Source organism: Rhizobium sp. C4, from assembly GCF_021026315.1.
GTDB lineage: Bacteria > Pseudomonadota > Alphaproteobacteria > Rhizobiales > Rhizobiaceae > Ensifer_A.
The window spans coordinates 242,455-259,763 of record NZ_JAJNCX010000004.1 but is presented as its reverse complement, the minus strand read 5'-3'; the positions used below and the strand labels follow the sequence as shown (position 1 = coordinate 259,763).

Here is a 17,309-nt window from a genome sequence, read left to right as displayed (position 1 = left end):
CACAATGACCCGCACCATCGTCGCCTCCGCCACCCGCGAAATCATCATCGGCTTCGACCAGCCCTTCTGCGTGATCGGCGAGCGCATCAACCCGACCGGCCGCAAGAAACTCGCCGCCGAAATGCAGGCCGGCAATTTCGACACCGTCATCAAGGACGCGCTGGAACAGGTTGCCGCCGGCGCCACCATGCTTGACGTCAATGCCGGCGTCACCTCCGTCAACCCCAACGAGACCGAACCGGGCCTCCTGGTGCAAACGCTGGAAATCGTCCAAGGCCTCGTTGACGTGCCGCTTTCCATCGACAGCTCCGTGACGGCAGCCATCGAAGCAGCCCTCAAGGTCGCCAAGGGCCGCCCGCTGGTCAATTCCGTCACCGGCGAAGAAGAAAAGCTCGAAGCCATCCTGCCGCTCTGCAAGAAATATGACGTGCCGGTCGTTGCCATCTCCAACGACGAGACCGGCATTTCCATGGACCCGGATGTCCGCTTCGCCGTCGCCAAGAAGATCGTCGAGCGCGCCGCCGATTACGGCATCAAGCCGCATGACATCGTCGTCGATCCGCTCGTCATGCCGATCGGCGCGCTGGGTGATGCCGGCCGGCAGGTCTTCCAGCTGCTCTATCGGCTGCGCAATGAACTCAAGGTCAACACGACCTGCGGCCTCTCCAACATCTCCTTCGGCCTGCCGCACCGCCACGGCATCAATGCCGGCTTCATCCCCATGGTCATCGGCGCCGGCATGACGTCTGCCATCATGAACCCCTGCCGCCCACAGGAAATGGAAGCCGTCCGCGCCGCCAACGTGCTCAACGGCACAGATCCGAACTGCTCCAACTGGATCATGACCTATCGCGACTACAAGCCCGCCGAAGGTGGCGCCGCCGCGCAGAGCCCGGCCCCCGCCCCCAGCGGCGACCGCCCGGCGCGGCGCGGCGGACGTGCGGCCCGCGTTGGCGGGAGTGGCGCGAGCGAGTGAGTTAACAACTCGCTGGTCTTCGGCCCGGCAAGAGACAGACGTCCTCCATTGAAAAACCCAACTTGTTAGGTTATTTGAATGGTAACGGTTCTCCGCGAATATGGAATGCGGTTTGTTATCTACACGGCCGACCATGAGCCGCCGCATGTGCATGTCTACGGAGACGGCGAGGCACGGATCGATATCGCCGGCCTGAAGGTCTTGACGCAGGGCGGAATGGCGGACCGAGACGTCCGCCGCGCCGTCGATGTGATAGAGGCAAACCGGGAGCTTTTTCTGAACGTCTGGAGGAAATACCATGGCTGACGTCAGCGATATCGAACTTGTCGAAGCCAAGGCCCGCTGGCAGGCCGAACGGGCCGGACGCCCCATTCCCGTTACCGTCCGCTATGACGGCAAGTCCGGCCTTATCGTCGTGGACTTCGAAAACGGTGCGGCCTTCATGGTGCCGGCCCGCGCGCTGGAAGGGCTTGCCGACGCAACGGAAGGCGAATTGGCCGAGGTCGAACTTCTCGGCGAGACCGGCCTGCACTGGGAAACGCTGGATGTGGACTACACGATTGCCGGCCTGATGAGCGGCATTTTCGGCAGCCGCCACTTCATGGACGCCCAACGCCGCGGCGGCCTCTCCCGTTCTCCGGCAAAGGCTGAGGCCAGCCGCCGAAACGGCAGCAAGGGCGGAAGACCACGCAAGATCGACCAATGATCGCCGACTTCGATTGGGACGATGGCAATTGGCCGAAATGCGCAAAGCATGGTCTGACCAAAGAAGACATTGAAGCGGTGTTCCGCTCCGGACCCCAAGTTTTCGGCGACCCTTCGGTCGAAGAGCAGCGCAAGCGCGCAATTGGCGTAACGTCAAACGGGCGTCACGCTTTTGTCGTGTTCACCCTTCGCCAGAGGCATGATAAGGTCTATATCAGGCCGATCAGCGCGCGCTTCATGCATCAAGAGGAAATCGAGTTTTATGAAAGCCAAATCGGAACTGAAAAAAATTCCTGATTTTGCTTCGGATGAAGAGGCCGAGCGCTTTGTCGAAAGCGCCGACCTGACCGATTTCGATTTGTCGGACATGAAGCCCATGCACTTCGATTTCGGCGACGAGGCGAACGATGTTCATATTCGCCTCCCTGCGTCGCTCTTGGACGCGATCAAGTCGAAAGCGAAGGAGCGTGGCGTCACATCTGCCCGCATTATTCGCGATGCACTTGAACAGGCACTCGCGAAGTAACGGTCAGACACCCCCATGACAGATCACCTCGTCCTTTTCATGCCTTCGGGCAAGCGCGGCCGTTTTGCCTCCGGCACGCCCGTCATCGAGGCCGCGCGCGAGCTTGGCGTCTATGTCGAAAGCGTCTGTGGAGGGCGGGCGACCTGTGGGCGCTGTCAGGTCTCGGTGCAGGAGGGCCAGTTTGCCAAGCATGGCATCACCTCCTCCAACGATCACATCTCGCCGATCGGCCCCAAGGAAGAGCGCTATGACCGCGTGCGCGGTCTGCCCGAAGGCCGCCGCCTCTCCTGTTCGGCAACCATTGAAGGCGACCTCGTCATCGATATTCCGCAGGACACCGTGGTCAACGCGCAGGTCGTGCGCAAGGAGAGCGACGGCCGCGTGATCGCGCGCGATCCGGCAATCCACATGTGCTATGTCGAGGTCGAGGAACCCGACATGGAAAAGCCGCTCGGTGATCTCGACCGGCTGCTCGTGGCGCTCGAAAAGGACTGGAAGCTGTCCCGCATAGAGGTCGATTTCCATCTCCTCCCGCGCGTTCAGCAAATCCTGCGCAAGGGCGAATGGAAGGTCACGGCCGCGATCCACAAGGATGAAGCCGACGACCGCCCGCGCCTCGTGGCGCTCTATCCGGGCCTGAAGAACGAGGCCTATGGCATTGCCTGCGACATCGGCTCGACGACGATTGCCATGCATCTCTCCTCGCTGCTGTCTGGCCGCACGTTGGCGTCCTCCGGCACATCCAATCCGCAGATCCGCTTCGGTGAGGATCTGATGAGCCGCGTGTCCTATGTCATGATGAACCCGGACGGGCGCGAGGCAATGACGAATGCCGTACGCGAGGCGATCAACGGCCTTGTCGACAAGGTGGCCGCCGAGGGCGGCATCGACCGGAAAGATATTCTCGATGCCGTCTTTGTCGGCAATCCGGTCATGCACCACCTCTTCCTCGGCATCGATCCGACCGAACTTGGCGGCGCGCCCTTCGCGCTTGCCGCTTCCGGCGCGCAGCACCTGAAGGCCGAAGAGATCGGCATCCGGCTTAACAAGGGCGCGCGCGTCTATATGCTCCCCTGCATCGCCGGCCATGTCGGCGCGGATGCCGCCGCCGCCACGCTCACCGAAGGCCCGCACCGGCAGGAGGAGCAGATGCTTCTGGTCGATATCGGCACCAATGCCGAAATCGTGCTCGGCAACTCCGCCCGCACCGTCGCCGCCTCCTCGCCCACCGGCCCCGCTTTCGAAGGCGCTGAAATCTCCTCCGGCCAGCGCGCCGCCCCCGGTGCCATCGAGCGCGTCCGCATTGACCGCGATACGCTGGAGCCGCGCTTCCGCGTCATCGGCGTCGAACAATGGTCAGACGAACCGGGCTTTGCCGAGGCCGCAGAGAAGACCGGCATTACCGGCATCTGCGGCTCGGCGATCATCGAGGTCGTCGCCGAAATGTTCCTCGCCGGCATCATCTCGGAAGACGGCGTTGTCGATGGCGCTATGGCGGCGAGAAGCCCGCGCATTCTCGAAAACGGCCGCACCTTCTCCTATCTCCTGCATGACGGCGCACAGAAGATCACCGTGACGCAGAACGACGTCCGCGCCATCCAGCTCGCCAAGGCCGCCCTTTATGCCGGCGTCAAGCTGCTGATGGACAAGCTGGGTATCGACCACGTCGACCGCATCGGCCTTGCCGGCGCCTTCGGCACCTTCATCGATCCGAAATACGCCATGGTCCTCGGCCTGATCCCCGATTGCGATCTCGATAAGGTCAAGGCCGTCGGCAACGCCGCCGGCACGGGCGCGCGCATGTGCCTCTTGAACCGTGGCTACCGCCGCGAAATCGAGGAGACCGTTCGCAAGATCGAAAAGATCGAGACGGCGCTGGAGCCGAAATTCCAGGAACATTTCGTCTACGCCATGGCCATGCCCAACAAGGTGGACAACTTCCCGAACCTCGAAAAGGTAATTGCGCTACCGGAGCGGAAGACGTTGACGGATGCGGGCGGCGAAGGTGGACGGCGGCGCAGACGAAGCCGGGAGTGATCAGGCGCGAGCGACGTGTCACCATTGGGCGCAACTTGAAAAGACCTGTTAATGGTACTATACTCAGTACTATAAATGACCTCAAGGAACATGCCATGACCCAGATCGTCCTCGCCGAGGTGACGGCAAGCGTTTCCGAGTTGAAGAAGAATCCTATGGGCACGGTTGCGGCTGGCGAAGGCTCGGCCGTTGCCATCCTCAATCGCAACCAGCCGGCATTTTACTGCATTCCCGCCGAGACCTACGAAGCCATGCTCGAGAAGCTGGAAGACCTCGAACTGAATGCCATTGCCGATGCGCGGGCAAACGATCCGGTCATCAAGGTCAGTCTGGATGATCTATGAGCTTGGCTTTGTCGAAGCTGCGCTGAAGGAGTGGAGGAAGCTCGACAGCAATACGCGCGAACAGTTCAAAAAGAAGCTCGCCGAACGCTGCGTAAACCCGCGCGTCCCGTCCGCCCAGCTTTCCGGCAGCAGGGATCGCTACAAGATCAAGCTGCGCGGCGCTGGCTACCGGCTTGTCTACGAAGTGCGGGACGAACAGGTGATCATCGTCGTCATCGCTGTCGGCAAGCGGGATCGGTCGGAAGTTTATAAGGCAGCAGCACGCCGAAAACTTCCTCCATCGACTGCCTGACAAAAGGCCCATCCGTCATTCCAGACTCACCCCACCGCTGGTAGCCTCTCCTGATGAAACTTCTCGCCATCTCCGGCAGCGCCCGCGCCCAGTCCACCAACACCGCGCTTCTCCGGGCCCTGGCGGGCATCGCACCATCGTCAGATGAGCTTGAGGTTTTCGCCGGCATCGGCGACCTCCCCATCTTCTCTCCCGACCGCGAAGGTGACGCGACGCCGGAACTCGTGCGGGCGTTCCAGCAGAAAATCGCCGCCGCCGATGGCCTGATCATCGCAAGTCCCGAGTATGTCCGTACCCTCCCCGGCGGGCTGAAGAATGCGATCGACTGGCTCGTGTCCGGCGAACATGTCATCGGCAAGCCGATCGTCCTGGCCCATGCCTCGCATCGCGGTGACGACATGCTGCAGACGCTGCGCACGGTGCTGTCCACGATCAGCTCTAATTTCAATCCGGGCATCTTCCTGCGCGTTGCCTTGATGAAACAGGAGCCGGAGGCCATCGCCGAGATCATGGCCCTGCCCGCAAACAGGCTGGCGGCGGAGAAATTCCTCGACGATTTCGCCGCCTTCTGCCGCGACAGCAGAGCCGCCAAACCGAGCGCGATGGACTTGTGACATCGGCGTCGAGGTCAGGCGCCGATTTTCCGCAGCCTTTCCCCAAGTTGCCGGCATTTCCGGGTCGCACTCCCCGCCGTCATGCGCTATAGGGGCATCAAAAGCGCCACCCTGAGCCAGACGGACGCCCATGACCATTTCGAACAGCCAGCCGATCACCCCGGAACTCATCGCCGCTCACGGCCTGAAGCCGGACGAGTACCAGCGCATTCTGGATCTGATCGGCCGCGAGCCGACCTTCACCGAGCTCGGCATCTTCTCCGCCATGTGGAACGAGCACTGCTCCTACAAGTCGTCGAAGAAGTGGCTGCGCACGCTGCCAACCAAGGGGCCGCGCGTCATTCAGGGACCGGGCGAAAATGCCGGCGTGGTCGATATCGATGACGGCGAATGCGTCGTCTTCAAGATGGAGAGCCACAACCACCCCTCCTATATCGAGCCCTACCAGGGTGCGGCGACCGGCGTCGGCGGGATCCTGCGTGATGTCTTCACCATGGGCGCGCGCCCGATTGCGGCGATGAACGCGCTGCGTTTCGGTGAGCCGGATCATCCGAAGACCAAGCATCTCGTTTCCGGCGTCGTTGCCGGCGTTGGCGGCTATGGCAACTCCTTCGGCGTGCCGACCGTCGGCGGCGAAGTCGAATTCGACGCCCGCTATAACGGCAACATTCTCGTCAACGCCTTTGCCGCTGGCCTTGCCCGTACGGACGGCATCTTCCTCTCCGAAGCCAAGGGCGTCGGCCTGCCGGTCGTCTATCTCGGCGCCAAGACCGGCCGCGACGGTGTCGGCGGCGCGACCATGGCGTCAGCCGAATTCGACGAGAGCATCGAAGAGAAGCGCCCGACCGTTCAGGTTGGCGACCCCTTCACCGAAAAGTGCCTGCTGGAAGCCTGCCTTGAGCTGATGCAGACCGGCGCCGTCATTGCCATCCAGGACATGGGTGCGGCAGGCCTCACCTGCTCGGCTGTCGAAATGGGCGCCAAGGGCGATCTCGGCATCGAACTTGAGCTGGACAAGGTTCCGGTTCGCGAAGAGCGGATGACGGCCTATGAAATGATGCTGTCGGAAAGCCAGGAGCGCATGCTCATGGTGCTGGAGCCCTCCAAGGAAGACGTCGCCAAGGCGATCTTCGTCAAGTGGGGCCTCGACTTCGCCATCTGCGGCAAGACAACCGACGACCTTCGCTTCCGTGTCATCCATCAGGGCGAGGAAGTCGCAAACCTGCCCATCAAGGACCTCGGCGACCAGGCCCCGGAATATGACCGTCCGTGGAAGGAACCCGGCAAGTTCCCGGCCATGCCGGCCGCCTCCGTTGCAGCACCGGCGGATTACAAGGCGACGCTCCTGTCGCTGGTCGGTTCGCCCAACCAGTCGTCGCGCCGCTGGGTCTATGAGCAATATGACACGCTGATTCAGGGCAATTCGCTTCAGCTTCCCGGTGGTGACGCCGGCGTCGTGCGTGTTGATACGCATCCGACCAAGGCGCTTGCCTTCTCCTCCGACGTGACGCCGCGCTATGTCGAGGCAGATCCGTTCGAGGGCGGCAAACAGGCCGTTGCGGAATGCTGGCGCAACATCACGGCAACGGGCGCCGAACCGCTCGCCTCCACCGACAACCTGAATTTCGGCAATCCGGAAAAGCCGGAAATCATGGGCCAGTTCGTCATGGCCATCAAGGGCATCGGCGAAGCCTGCCGCGCGCTCGATTTCCCGATCGTTTCGGGCAACGTCTCGCTCTACAACGAAACGAACGGCGTCGCGATCCTGCCGACCCCGACCATTGCGGGCGTCGGCCTTCTGCCCGACTGGTCGAAGATGGCCCGTATCGGCTCGATGAAGGCCGGCGACGCGATCCTGATGATCGGCACGGACGGCAGCCATCTCGGCCAGTCGATCTATATGCGTGACGTGCTCGGCATCAAGGACGGCCCGGCTCCGGAAGTCGATCTTGCCGCCGAACGCCGCAACGGCGATTTCGTCCGCAACGCGATCCGCAATGGCGAAGTGACGGCTTGCCACGACATCTCGTCCGGCGGCCTCGGCATCGCGCTCGCCGAAATGGCGATGTCCTCTGCCAAGGGCATGAAGCTCTCGCTTTCAGAAAGCCACGGCCCGGCGCATGCGCTTCTCTTCGGCGAAGATCAGGCGCGCTACGTCATTGCCGTTCCGGCTGACCTCGCAGACTTCGTCTGCGCCAATGCCGAAGATGCCGGCGTTCCCTTCCGTCGCCTCGGCACGGTTGAGGGCACGAACCTCGTTGTCGATGAACTTCTCAATGTTTCGGTTGACGAATTGCGCGTAGCCCATGAATCATGGTTCCCTGAATTCATGGACGGCGGCAAGGCGCTTCGCCCGGCTGCCGAGTAAGCGGAGAAGTACCCAACATGGCAATGAAAGCGGGCGACATTGAAGATCTGATCAAGGCGGGCATTCCAGGCGCGAAGGTGAAAATTCGTGACCTTGCCGGCGATGGCGATCATTTTGCCGCCGAAGTCGTCGCGGAAGCCTTCCGCGGCAAGACCCGCGTGCAGCAGCACCAGATGGTCTACGATGCCCTTCAGGGAAACATGGGCGGCGTGCTTCACGCGCTCGCCCTGCAGACCAGCATTCCGGAATAAGTGAGGCGCGGCGGCCTGCTGAAAACAGGCCCCGCCTCTTTTATTCCCGAAATGGCATGCTATTTATCGTGTCAGGCTTACCAAAGGTAAGGTTTGACCAGTCGGATTGGGCCGGGCCTTGAACCCGTGCAGGAAAGGACAAATCCATGAGCGCAGTTCACGAATTCATCGACAACGAAGTCAAGTCGAACGACGTCGTCCTCTTCATGAAGGGCACGCCGCAGTTTCCGCAGTGTGGCTTTTCGGGCCAGGTCGTGCAGATCCTCGACTATCTCGGCGTCGACTACAAGGGCATCAACGTGCTGGCCGATGGCGATATCCGCCAGGGCATCAAGGATTATTCCAACTGGCCGACCATTCCGCAGCTCTATGTGAAGGGCGAATTCCTCGGCGGTTGCGATATCGTGCGCGAGATGTTCCAGGCCGGCGAACTGCAGGATCACCTCCAGGCCCAGGGCGTTGCCGTCAAGGGCGCCGCATAAGGATCATGCCTGCCGCAACGAGGCGGCAAAGCAGATAACCGGAATGGCGAAGGCGCTGTCCAACCAGCGCCTTCTCGCTTTTTGGAGCACAGGAAGAATGACCGCATCAAATGCAGCGAAGCCCGCCGTGCTCGGCCGCATGGGCAAGACGCAGTTCATTGCGCTTTGCGCGGCCCTCATGGCGCTCAACGCGCTTGCCGTCGACATCATGCTGCCCGGCCTGCAATATATCGGCGCATCGCTGAATGTTCAGGACGAGAACAGCCGGCAGTTTGTCGTCACCGCCTATCTCATCGGTTTCGGCATCGCTCAGCTCTTCTTCGGCCCGGTCTCCGACCGTTTCGGCCGCCGCAAGCCGCTCTTCTTCGGCTTCATCATCTACATCCTCTCCGCCTTCGCGATCACGCTGGCACCCACATTCGGCGCGCTTCTGGCGCTGCGCTTCGTGCAGGGCATCGGCTCGGCGGCAACGCGCGTCGTCACCGTCTCGATCATCCGCGACGTTTATGGCGGGCGTCAGATGGCGGAAGTCATGTCGCTGATCATGATGGTCTTCATGGTCGTTCCGGTCATTGCGCCAGGCACTGGACAGATCATCCTCCTGTTTGGCAACTGGCACCTGATCTTCCTGTTCATCGGCGTTGTCGGCCTGATCGTTGCGCTGTGGACCTGGCGCAACCTGCCCGAAACGCTGAAGCCGGAAGATGTACGCCCCTTCACCAAAAGCGTCATTCTCGACGGCTTCCGCATCGTGCTGACCAACCGCTCGGCGCTGTTCTACACGCTTGCCAGCGCCGTTCTCTTCGGCGCCCTGTTCGGCTTCATCAATTCAGCCAACCAGATCTATATCGAGGTCTACAAGCTCGGAAACTGGTTCCCGCTGGCCTTTGCGGGCGTGGCGCTGTTCATGGCGCTCTCATCCTTCGTCAATTCAAGGCTGGTCGGACGTTTCGGCATGCGACGCCTGTCGCATGGTGCGCTCTTCGGCTTCATCGGCATCAATGCCATCTGGCTCGCCGCCGAACTGCTGGGGCCGGAGCCGCTGCCCTTCCCCATCTTCATCACGATCTTCGCGATCGCGATGTTCCTCTATGGCTGGATTGGCTCGAACTTCAATTCGCTGGCCATGGAGCCACTCGGCCATGTCGCCGGTACCGCGTCTTCAGTGCTCGGCTTCACGACAACCATCGGCGGCGCGGCACTCGGCGCCATGATCGGCCAGGCCTATGACGGCACGGCACTGCCGCTCGTCGCAGGCTACTGTGTGCTCTCGATTGTCGGTCTCGGCTTTGTCCTGCTCGCCGAAAAGGGCCGGCTTTTCCGCCCCCACAATCTGCCGGTCAGATAAGGTCGTGGTCGAAACAATGGTCGCCGTTCAGGCGACCATTGCGATATTCGGGAAAATCGTGTCGCGCAGCGCCTGCCAGCTGTCGCGATCGGTGGCAACCAGAAGGCCGCCATCGGTGTGGCTCGGCAGATAGGCGGAGCCGTCAAAGCGCGCGGCATATCCACCGGCCTCCTGGCTCAGCAGAGCACCGGCCAGATGATCCCACGGCATCAGCTTGTTATAGAGCGCGAACTGCATCCCGCCCTTGGCAAGCAGCCGATACTCATGCGCGGCGCAACGATAGCTGAAGAAATTGCGAACCTTCGCCAGATTGGCGAGCAGCGCCGCGCGCTCTTCTCCATAGAGATAGCCGGTGGAGGCTGCGCCCAGCATAGCCTCCACCGGAATGCCCTTGCCGACAGACAGGCGCTTGCGCTCACCATCGAGCGGCACGGCCCAGGCGCCGGCCCCCTTCTCCGCCACATGGCAATCGCCCGCAAACGGATCGAGGATGATGCCGGCAACCGTCTCACCGCCCCGGACCACCGAGATCATGACGCCGAAAAGCGGCACGCCATTGGCAAAATTGAACGTCCCATCAACCGGATCGACAACGATCGCGAGATCGGCAGCACCCAGCTTGCCGAGCAGCGCCGGATCGGCCGCAACCGATTCTTCGCCCACGAAAAGCGCATTCGGCATCAGGCCGGCGATCTCGCGAGCGATCAGCCGCTCGGCTGCCTCATCCGCCTCCGTCACCAGATCGATCGCCTCGCTCTTCTCGCGAATGTCGCCGTCGCCGAGCTTGCCGAAACGCGGCATGATCTCGGCCTCGGCGGCCTGCCAGAGAATGTCGATGAGCTTGTCTGTGGGGATGGTCACGGGATCAGTCCTGTCTGTCTTTCGAGAGTGTCAGCGAAGCGAAGTCGAACAAGCTCTTATCCAGCATATGCGACGGGTTGATGTTGGCCATCGCCTTCATCATCACCTCCTTGCGGCCCGGCATCTTCGCCTCGATGCCGGCCAGCATGTCCTTCATCGCGTTCCGCTGCAGACCGTCCTGCGAGCCGCAGAGATCGCAGGGGATGATCGGGAACTGCATGGCTGCCGCAAACTTTGCCATGTCCTCTTCCGCGCAATAGGCAAGCGGGCGGAGCACCATCAGGTCGCCCTCGTCATTGACGAGCTTCGGCGGCATGGTGGCGAGCTTGGCGCCATGGAAGAGATTGAGGAAGAAGGTCTCGAGAATGTCTTCCCGATGATGGCCGAGAACGAGCGCGTCGCAGCCCTCCTCCTTGGCGATCCGGTAGAGATTGCCGCGCCGAAGCCGAGAACAGAGCGCGCAATAGGTCGCCCCTTCCGGCACCTTTTCCTTCACGATCGAATAGGTGTCGCGATATTCGATCCGATGCTGGATCCCGAGCGAGGTCAGGTAGTCCGGCAGGACATGTTTGGGAAAGTTCGGCTGGCCCTGGTCGATATTGCAGGCAATGAGCTCCACCGGCAGCAGCCCGCGCCACTTGAGCTCCATCAGGATTGCCAGCAGCCCGTAGCTGTCCTTGCCGCCGGAAAGCGCCACCAGCCAGCGGGTCTGGCCTTTCAGCATGGCAAAATCGTCTATCGCCTGCCGGACGTTCCGCAGCAGCCGCTTGCGCAGCTTGTTGAAATTCGAGGACTGCGGCGCATGCGCATAGAGCGCCGTCATGGACGCGTCGCCGGCAAAGCTCTCGGTCGCGGCTTCGGCGTGTTCGTCGGGCGTGATTGCAATATTCATGTGGCCCTCTGCCGGAGGCTCGATTCAATGCGCATGAGCGTCGGATCAAGATTGGCGAGAACCGAATATTCGACATCGCGCCCCTCGACCAGCACGTCGCGCTGGCGCAGAACCTTGTCGACAAAACCGGGATGGCACATGAAGACGCCGTAATTGCCCTTCTCGATCAGGCCACGCAGCATGGGTTCGAATTCTTCCGGCCGCGTCCAGTCGTAGAAGCCGAGCAGCGGGCCGCGGATGCTGTAGCCGTGCTTGCGCATCGCCGTCTCGAAGCCGGCTGCAACGACTGCGACAACGACCGTCTTCGCCTTGATCTTCAAGCCGGGCGCCGCCATCACCGAAGGTGCGCCGCGGAGCCATGGCAGCTTGCCGTATTCGGCAAACAGGGCCGCCCGCTTTGCGAGCCATACCCGCACCGCCGGCAGGAAATGCACATGCTGGTGACCGTCGATATAGGCCGGCAACCCGCCCATCGTTTCCACAAAGGCCGCAAACTGCGCGTCGAGTTCGCCTTCGACGGCCGCCACATTGACCTTGCCCTGGAAGCTTGCCTTGATCAGCGCATCGACCTTCGGCATGCGCCGGTTCTGCCCGAAGGCATTGCGTCCGGTCATCGGATTGAAGTCGGTCAGCGTCAGATGAAGCCCCGCCTCGGCATAGCCCTGATCAACCAGCGCCTTCAGGCCTGCCGCCTCGACGCGCCAGTCGCCAAACAGCGTCATGCAGCCCGTGCCGTCGATCTTGCCGGCGGAGATCAGCTTGCGGATCGCGCGGTTGACGCCCGGCGCAAGGCCATAGTCATCCGCAACCAGAGTGAGACCGTCCCGCTTCGAGCCTCCGGTCCTGCTCATGACACGTCGTCCGAGCGATGAACCTTGCGCACGATGTAGAGCGGCCGGTCCTTCACCTCCGCAATCGTCACCCAGATATACTCGCCAAGGAGACCGAGAAGCGCCAGATTGAAGCCGCCGAGGACAGAAATCGCGGACATCAGGCTCGGATAGCCCGGAACATCGGTCCCGAATACCAGCGAACTGAAGATGATATGCGCGCCATAGACAATGCCGGCGAGACCCGTCAGCACGCCAATGATCGACATGATCCGGAGCGGCAGAGCGGAGAAGGACACGATGCCCTCGACGGAGAGCGCGATCAGCCCGAGTCTTGACCACTTTGTCACGCCCGAAAGGCGCGGATCCGGCCGGTAGTAGATGCCCTTCTGCCGGAAGCCGGCCCAGGCATAGAGGCCCTTGTTGAAACGGCGCTTGTCACGCACCCGCAGCAGCGCATCGACCGCAGCGCGGTTCATGACCCGGAAGTCGCCGGCATTTTCCGGCACTTCGAAGCGCTGGCGGAAATTGATGAGCCAGTAGAAGAACCGCCCGGCAAGCGCCTTCCTCCAGGATTCCTCGTTGCGGTCGTCGCGGATCGTATAGACGACATCAAGCTTGGGGTCCGCCATCAGCTCGTCGATCATCTGGATGCAGACGTCGTAAGGGTGCTGAAGGTCGGCGTCGATCATCATCACATAGTCGCCGCGCGTCTCGGCAAGGCCTGCGTAGAGCGCCACTTCCTTGCCGAAATTGCGGCTGAGCTCGATGATGCGCCAGCTGCCGTTGAGATGCGCCCGATAGCGCTCGATACTGTCGTCGGTGCTGCCATCGTCGACGAGCACCACTTCCAGATCGAACCCGAAGCGGCTCTTGATCTCAAGCGCGAGCTTGTCCGCGAACGCTCCAAAGCGTTCGGCAGACTCCCGTTCGTTCAGAAACGGCGCGACAATCGAGAACAAGGGCATGCAGGAACCAGACCTAGCAGTTTCATGGAGCCGGACGGCAAAGGCCTTCAGGCAGCAGAACAGTTAATGTCGCAATACGCCCCTGTCCACCACGGCCGTTCCGCCAATCGAAATTTTCCTGTGCGGCAACACAAAGCCCATTCGCTTCGGGATAACCGACGGGAACTTCCTCGGTCGCCAGAATGCCCTGGCTGCGAATGAGCGCATCCGTGACCCAGGGCGAATAACCCTTGTTGTAATGCTCGAACCAGGCAGGCCTGCCCGGCGTCACGTTTGCGACACCCGCCGCCTCCGGTCCCCCGGCGACGATCTGGATCGGCATGTCTGGCTTGCCGGCAGCGGTCACGGCCTTCCGCCACAGCGCCTGCCCCGCCTCGGCCATGGGCTCTGCCGGCATCAGCGGTGCCCACAGGACCGGACGGCCATTGGCCCGCCAGTAATGCGCCTGCCGCTCGACCGGATAGGCAATCGCCAGAATGACCAGCACCGCGACATAAAAGATTGCCGCGCTCTTGCGCCAGCTGACCTCCACGCCGTTCGGAACGAGGAGCATGATGACAAACGCGGGCGCCGGAAGCATGTAGGCGATCAGCCACTGGTCCTTGATCAAGCCGCCGCCAAGTGCGCCGATGAAGGCTGCGATCGCGATCGGGCCGATGACGACAAAGCCGAGATAGACCTTGAGGCTGCGATCAACCGCCGAATCGGTCCGCCGCGGCTGCGACACGTGATCAAGACCCCGAATCGCAATCAGCATTGTCGGGATCAGCACCCCGATGGCGCCAAGGATGACGAAGAGCGGGCTTGTCAGATGGCCAAGCGCCGTCCCCTCCGTGCGCTCGGCACTCATGCGGAAATAATCGGCCGTGTTCATCGGCGCGGTGAAGAACCACCAGACATGCGGCAGGAAGACGACCACCGAGGCAAGGAATGCCAGAAACACATGCAGCACCTTCACCCGCGACCGCGCCACCGGATCGGCCAGCAGGCCGACGGCGGCGAAAAGCACGATCAGGCCGAAGGAATACTTACCGAGCAGCCCCGCCCCGGCCGCGACACCGGCCAGCAGCGTCCAGCCGAGCGACCGCGTCATGACCCCGCGAAACGCCGCATAGAGGAACAGGCCGACAAAGGGCAGCTGCGCGATGTTCGCATTCCATTGCGGCAGTTGCGGCCCGAAATAATAGACGAGCGGCGTGGCCAGCACCACAAGCCCGGCCTGCGAGGCCGGTCGGGTAATGCGCAGGAGCAGGTAGATGAAGATGAGGCCGACACCCAACGCAATGCCGGAGGCCACATAGGGACTTCCGATCCACCCGCCGGAAAGCTTCCAGGCGATGCCGACGAGCCAGATCATCATCGGCGGATGCCGGTAGATACCGAGCAGGCCCTCGCGGGACCACGCGACTTCCTCGATCGTATCGACGGGAAGACCGGCGTTGGAGAAATATGGAATGATGGTCCAGCAGATCGTATAGATTGCCAGAAATACCAGTACACCCGCAAAAGATCGGGTGAGCCAGTCAAGACCCACCTGAAGCTTGTTTCTGTCTTTCAAGATCGCCTGCCTGCCCGCGTGGCTGAAACACAATAAGATCAAAAATCAGATTGACCTTCTGAAGGCCCAAAATAAAGAAGCCGGCGACCAAGATCGCCGGCTTTCCAAAGATATATTCTGTCTTGCGACTGAAAAATCAGCGCGAATAGAATTCGACGACCAGGTTCGGTTCCATGACGACCGGATACGGAACGTCGGAAAGCGAAGGAACGCGAACGAAGGTTGCAACCATCTTGTTGTGGTCGGCTTCGATATAGTCCGGAACGTCGCGTTCAGCGAGCGAAACGGCTTCGAGAACGACGACGAGCTGCTTGGACTTTTCGCGAACTTCGATCACGTCGCCGGCCTTGCAGACATACGAACCAATGTTGACGCGAACGCCGTTGACCGTAACGTGGCCATGGTTGACGAACTGACGGGCAGCGAAGACCGTCGGAACGAACTTGGCGCGGTAGACGATGGCGTCGAGGCGCGATTCGAGCAGACCGATCAGGTTTTCGCCCGTGTCGCCCTTGCGGCGGTCAGCTTCGGCGAAGATCGCCTTGAACTGCTTTTCGCGCAGGTCGCCGTAGTAGCCCTTGAGCTTCTGCTTGGCGCGCAGCTGCACGCCGAAGTCCGAAAGCTTGCCCTTGCGGCGCTGGCCGTGCTGGCCCGGGCCGTATTCGCGACGGTTGACCGGGGACTTCGGACGGCCCCAGATGTTCTCGCCCATGCGGCGATCGATTTTGTACTTGGCAGCGGTGCGCTTGGTCATCGCATTTCCTTTTTCTTCGTTTTTGTTAGACCGGTCTGTTACCAAACCGGTTCAAGGAAACACGCCCTCCTCTGAACGGTTTTGCCGCTCTGACAGGCTTCTCACGGGTTAAGCGTCCGGAGAATCCACGGGACATGTCAACATAAAACACCGGAAACGTGAGCCTCCGGTGCTGGCGCGGTCTCTAGGGGATCGTCATGGAATTGTCAACACTGCCGGGCCACCCAATCAGGGATCGCACCACTTTGCCCGCCGCAAATTGACGGAAAGCCAGAAAATTTCGCTCCCACACCTTGAAGCAACAGCCTCAAACCCCATTTCCAAAAAAGCACCGGGCCCCTCTGACGTGTACGCCGCCGGATCGACCGTGATGTCGGTGCTTTGTTTTTCAACCTGATCCGGCATGGACAATGTCATGGATTTTTTCCTGGTTGAATTCCAGGGGGCCGCCTTGTGGATGTGGCTCTCCTTCATCGCCATCGTGATCGCGCTTCTGGTGCTGGATCTCGGTGTTCTTCACAAGAAGAGCAAGGAAATCGGCATTCGCGAAAGCCTGCTCATGTCAGGCTTCTATGTCACGCTCGGCATTCTCTTCGCCGGCTTCGTCTGGAGCCAGTTCGGCGAGCAGGCCAGCCTGCAATATCTCACAGGCTTCGTGATCGAGAAGAGCCTGGCGATGGACAATATCTTCGTCATCGCGATGATCTTCGGCTATTTCTCCATTCCGCGTGAATATCAGCACCGCGTGCTTCTGTTCGGCATTCTCGGCGTGATCGTGCTGCGCGGCATCATGATTGCCGCAGGTGCCGCCGTCGTCGAAAACTATGGCTGGGTTCTCTACCTCTTCGCCGCCTTCCTGATCATCACCGGCATCAAGATGCTGTTTTCGAACAGCGAACCCTATGATGTCGAAAACAATCCGGTCCTGAAATTCCTGCGCAAGCGCCTGCCCGTCACGGAAAAACTGCATGGCCAGAAGTTCCTGGTGCGCGAGAATGATCCGGCAACCGGCAGGCTGAAGACCTATGTGACACCGCTGCTGTTGGCCCTCATCATGATCGAATTCGCCGACCTCGTGTTCGCGGTCGATTCGATCCCGGCCATCTTCGCCATCACCACCGACCCGTTCATCGTCTACACGTCGAACATCTTCGCCATCCTCGGCCTGCGCGCCCTCTACTTCGCGCTCGCCGCCCTCATCCACCGCTTCGCCTACCTGAAATATGCGCTCTCGGTGGCCCTGATCTTCATCGGCTCGAAGATCTTCATCGCCGACATGCTGGGGCTGGCCAAGATCCCGCCGCTGATCTCGCTCGGCGTCACGCTCGCCATCCTCGCCTCCGGCATCATCGGCTCGCTCTGGGCGACCCGCGACGCGGACAAGGCAGAGAAGGCTCTGCCGGAAAAGCCTGCCAGGTAACGCGTGGGAATGGATATGATCGCCCCGCTTGGAGTAAGACGACGGGAGCACCAACGCCTCCGTCATCCCGGCCTTGAGCCGGG

At 61.4% G+C, this 17,309-nt stretch carries 21 protein-coding genes; 14 read left to right on the top strand and 7 right to left on the bottom strand.

What is annotated here, in order from left to right:
* Nucleotides 1-4 precede the first annotated feature (4 nt).
* The 13 genes from LQK84_RS09940 (at nt 5) to LQK84_RS09880 (ending at nt 9,943) form a co-directional block, all read left to right on the top strand.
* Nucleotides 5-976, top strand: a complete 972-nt coding sequence (locus tag LQK84_RS09940; protein ID WP_230828538.1) for a methyltetrahydrofolate cobalamin methyltransferase — start codon at nt 5-7, stop codon at nt 974-976.
* Nucleotides 977-1,054: 78 nt separating this feature from the next.
* The gene (locus tag LQK84_RS09935) at nt 1,055-1,282 is read left to right on the top strand and encodes a DUF4160 domain-containing protein (protein WP_230828537.1); all 228 of its coding nucleotides are present in this window, start codon (nt 1,055-1,057) and stop codon (nt 1,280-1,282) included.
* Entirely contained in the window at nt 1,275-1,682 is a 408-nt protein-coding gene (locus tag LQK84_RS09930; RefSeq protein ID WP_230828536.1) for a DUF2442 domain-containing protein, read from the top strand. The genes LQK84_RS09935 and LQK84_RS09930 overlap by 8 nt, the downstream gene beginning before the upstream one ends.
* Nucleotides 1,679-1,978, top strand: a complete 300-nt coding sequence (locus LQK84_RS09925; RefSeq protein ID WP_230828535.1) for a BrnT family toxin — start codon at nt 1,679-1,681, stop codon at nt 1,976-1,978. Before LQK84_RS09930 ends, LQK84_RS09925 begins: the two co-directional genes overlap by 4 nt.
* Entirely contained in the window at nt 1,944-2,207 is a 264-nt protein-coding gene (locus LQK84_RS09920) for a CopG family antitoxin (RefSeq protein ID WP_230828534.1), read from the top strand. Before LQK84_RS09925 ends, LQK84_RS09920 begins: the two co-directional genes overlap by 35 nt.
* Before the next feature lie 15 nt (nt 2,208-2,222).
* The gene (locus LQK84_RS09915) at nt 2,223-4,244 is read left to right on the top strand and encodes an ASKHA domain-containing protein (protein WP_230828533.1); all 2,022 of its coding nucleotides are present in this window, start codon (nt 2,223-2,225) and stop codon (nt 4,242-4,244) included.
* A gap of 95 nt (nt 4,245-4,339) precedes the next feature.
* Complete coding sequence (locus tag LQK84_RS09910) at nt 4,340-4,588, top strand: type II toxin-antitoxin system Phd/YefM family antitoxin (RefSeq protein WP_230828532.1); 249 nt, start codon at nt 4,340-4,342, stop codon at nt 4,586-4,588.
* On the top strand, nt 4,578-4,880 hold the full coding sequence (locus tag LQK84_RS09905) for a type II toxin-antitoxin system RelE family toxin (protein WP_230828531.1): 303 nt from the start codon (nt 4,578-4,580) through the stop codon (nt 4,878-4,880). Before LQK84_RS09910 ends, LQK84_RS09905 begins: the two co-directional genes overlap by 11 nt.
* Before the next feature lie 53 nt (nt 4,881-4,933).
* Nucleotides 4,934-5,494 (top strand): NADPH-dependent FMN reductase, encoded by a 561-nt coding sequence (locus tag LQK84_RS09900; protein WP_230828530.1) that lies wholly within the window; start codon nt 4,934-4,936, stop codon nt 5,492-5,494.
* A gap of 130 nt (nt 5,495-5,624) precedes the next feature.
* On the top strand, nt 5,625-7,862 hold the full coding sequence (gene purL, locus LQK84_RS09895; RefSeq protein WP_230828529.1) for a phosphoribosylformylglycinamidine synthase subunit PurL: 2,238 nt from the start codon (nt 5,625-5,627) through the stop codon (nt 7,860-7,862).
* Between the two features lie 17 nt (nt 7,863-7,879).
* A complete protein-coding gene (locus tag LQK84_RS09890) occupies nt 7,880-8,113 on the top strand; it encodes a BolA/IbaG family iron-sulfur metabolism protein (protein WP_230828528.1) in 234 nt (77 codons plus the stop codon).
* A gap of 146 nt (nt 8,114-8,259) precedes the next feature.
* Nucleotides 8,260-8,595, top strand: a complete 336-nt coding sequence (gene grxD / locus LQK84_RS09885; protein ID WP_230828527.1) for a Grx4 family monothiol glutaredoxin — start codon at nt 8,260-8,262, stop codon at nt 8,593-8,595.
* Between the two features lie 139 nt (nt 8,596-8,734).
* Complete coding sequence (locus LQK84_RS09880) at nt 8,735-9,943, top strand: multidrug effflux MFS transporter (protein ID WP_230828640.1); 1,209 nt, start codon at nt 8,735-8,737, stop codon at nt 9,941-9,943.
* Nucleotides 9,944-9,970: 27 nt separating this feature from the next.
* Here LQK84_RS09880 and LQK84_RS09875 read toward each other — a convergent pair whose 3' ends face one another.
* The 7 genes from LQK84_RS09875 to LQK84_RS09845 all read right to left on the bottom strand — a co-directional run bounded on the left by LQK84_RS09875 (nt 9,971) and on the right by LQK84_RS09845 (nt 16,223).
* Nucleotides 9,971-10,744: an inositol monophosphatase family protein gene (locus LQK84_RS09875; RefSeq protein WP_230828639.1), complete on the bottom strand. Its 774-nt coding sequence runs from the start codon at nt 10,742-10,744 to the stop codon at nt 9,971-9,973.
* Between the two features lie 64 nt (nt 10,745-10,808).
* Nucleotides 10,809-11,696 (bottom strand): tRNA 2-thiocytidine(32) synthetase TtcA, encoded by an 888-nt coding sequence (ttcA, locus tag LQK84_RS09870; protein WP_442966942.1) that lies wholly within the window; start codon nt 11,694-11,696, stop codon nt 10,809-10,811.
* A complete protein-coding gene (locus LQK84_RS09865) occupies nt 11,693-12,547 on the bottom strand; it encodes a ChbG/HpnK family deacetylase (RefSeq protein WP_230828526.1) in 855 nt (284 codons plus the stop codon). The genes ttcA and LQK84_RS09865 overlap by 4 nt, the downstream gene beginning before the upstream one ends.
* A complete protein-coding gene (locus LQK84_RS09860) occupies nt 12,544-13,494 on the bottom strand; it encodes a glycosyltransferase family 2 protein (protein WP_230828525.1) in 951 nt (316 codons plus the stop codon). Before LQK84_RS09860 ends, LQK84_RS09865 begins: the two co-directional genes overlap by 4 nt.
* Before the next feature lie 22 nt (nt 13,495-13,516).
* On the bottom strand, nt 13,517-15,052 hold the full coding sequence (locus LQK84_RS09855; RefSeq protein ID WP_230828524.1) for a glycosyltransferase family 39 protein: 1,536 nt from the start codon (nt 15,050-15,052) through the stop codon (nt 13,517-13,519).
* Between the two features lie 136 nt (nt 15,053-15,188).
* Entirely contained in the window at nt 15,189-15,806 is a 618-nt protein-coding gene (gene rpsD / locus LQK84_RS09850) for a 30S ribosomal protein S4 (RefSeq protein ID WP_230828523.1), read from the bottom strand.
* Nucleotides 15,807-16,034: 228 nt separating this feature from the next.
* Complete coding sequence (locus LQK84_RS09845; RefSeq protein WP_230828522.1) at nt 16,035-16,223, bottom strand: hypothetical protein; 189 nt, start codon at nt 16,221-16,223, stop codon at nt 16,035-16,037.
* On the opposite strand from LQK84_RS09845, the gene LQK84_RS09840 reads away from it, so the two are divergent.
* The gene (locus LQK84_RS09840) at nt 16,222-17,226 is read left to right on the top strand and encodes a TerC family protein (RefSeq protein WP_230828521.1); all 1,005 of its coding nucleotides are present in this window, start codon (nt 16,222-16,224) and stop codon (nt 17,224-17,226) included. The two genes, LQK84_RS09845 and LQK84_RS09840, sit on opposite strands and share 2 nt — an antisense overlap.
* Nucleotides 17,227-17,309 lie beyond the last annotated feature (83 nt).

Bases quoted from the DNA above. Each gene is read 5' to 3' on its own strand.
- LQK84_RS09940 (WP_230828538.1), top strand. From the start codon at position 5: ATGACCCGCACCATCGTCGCCTCCGCCACCCGCGAAATCATCATCGGC.
- LQK84_RS09935 (WP_230828537.1), top strand. From the start codon at position 1,055: ATGGTAACGGTTCTCCGCGAATATGGAATGCGGTTTGTTATCTACACG.
- LQK84_RS09930 (WP_230828536.1), top strand. From the start codon at position 1,275: ATGGCTGACGTCAGCGATATCGAACTTGTCGAAGCCAAGGCCCGCTGG.
- LQK84_RS09925 (WP_230828535.1), top strand. From the start codon at position 1,679: ATGATCGCCGACTTCGATTGGGACGATGGCAATTGGCCGAAATGCGCA.
- LQK84_RS09920 (WP_230828534.1), top strand. From the start codon at position 1,944: ATGAAAGCCAAATCGGAACTGAAAAAAATTCCTGATTTTGCTTCGGAT.
- LQK84_RS09915 (WP_230828533.1), top strand. From the start codon at position 2,223: ATGACAGATCACCTCGTCCTTTTCATGCCTTCGGGCAAGCGCGGCCGT.
- LQK84_RS09910 (WP_230828532.1), top strand. From the start codon at position 4,340: ATGACCCAGATCGTCCTCGCCGAGGTGACGGCAAGCGTTTCCGAGTTG.
- LQK84_RS09905 (WP_230828531.1), top strand. From the start codon at position 4,578: ATGATCTATGAGCTTGGCTTTGTCGAAGCTGCGCTGAAGGAGTGGAGG.
- LQK84_RS09900 (WP_230828530.1), top strand. From the start codon at position 4,934: ATGAAACTTCTCGCCATCTCCGGCAGCGCCCGCGCCCAGTCCACCAAC.
- purL (WP_230828529.1), top strand. From the start codon at position 5,625: ATGACCATTTCGAACAGCCAGCCGATCACCCCGGAACTCATCGCCGCT.
- LQK84_RS09890 (WP_230828528.1), top strand. From the start codon at position 7,880: ATGGCAATGAAAGCGGGCGACATTGAAGATCTGATCAAGGCGGGCATT.
- grxD (WP_230828527.1), top strand. From the start codon at position 8,260: ATGAGCGCAGTTCACGAATTCATCGACAACGAAGTCAAGTCGAACGAC.
- LQK84_RS09880 (WP_230828640.1), top strand. From the start codon at position 8,735: ATGGGCAAGACGCAGTTCATTGCGCTTTGCGCGGCCCTCATGGCGCTC.
- LQK84_RS09875 (WP_230828639.1), bottom strand. From the start codon at position 10,744: ATGCCGCGTTTCGGCAAGCTCGGCGACGGCGACATTCGCGAGAAGAGC.
- ttcA (WP_442966942.1), bottom strand. From the start codon at position 11,696: ATGAATATTGCAATCACGCCCGACGAACACGCCGAAGCCGCGACCGAG.
- LQK84_RS09865 (WP_230828526.1), bottom strand. From the start codon at position 12,547: ATGAGCAGGACCGGAGGCTCGAAGCGGGACGGTCTCACTCTGGTTGCG.
- LQK84_RS09860 (WP_230828525.1), bottom strand. From the start codon at position 13,494: ATGCCCTTGTTCTCGATTGTCGCGCCGTTTCTGAACGAACGGGAGTCT.
- rpsD (WP_230828523.1), bottom strand. From the start codon at position 15,806: ATGACCAAGCGCACCGCTGCCAAGTACAAAATCGATCGCCGCATGGGC.
- LQK84_RS09840 (WP_230828521.1), top strand. From the start codon at position 16,222: ATGGATTTTTTCCTGGTTGAATTCCAGGGGGCCGCCTTGTGGATGTGG.
- LQK84_RS09845 (WP_230828522.1), bottom strand. From the start codon at position 16,223: ATGACATTGTCCATGCCGGATCAGGTTGAAAAACAAAGCACCGACATC.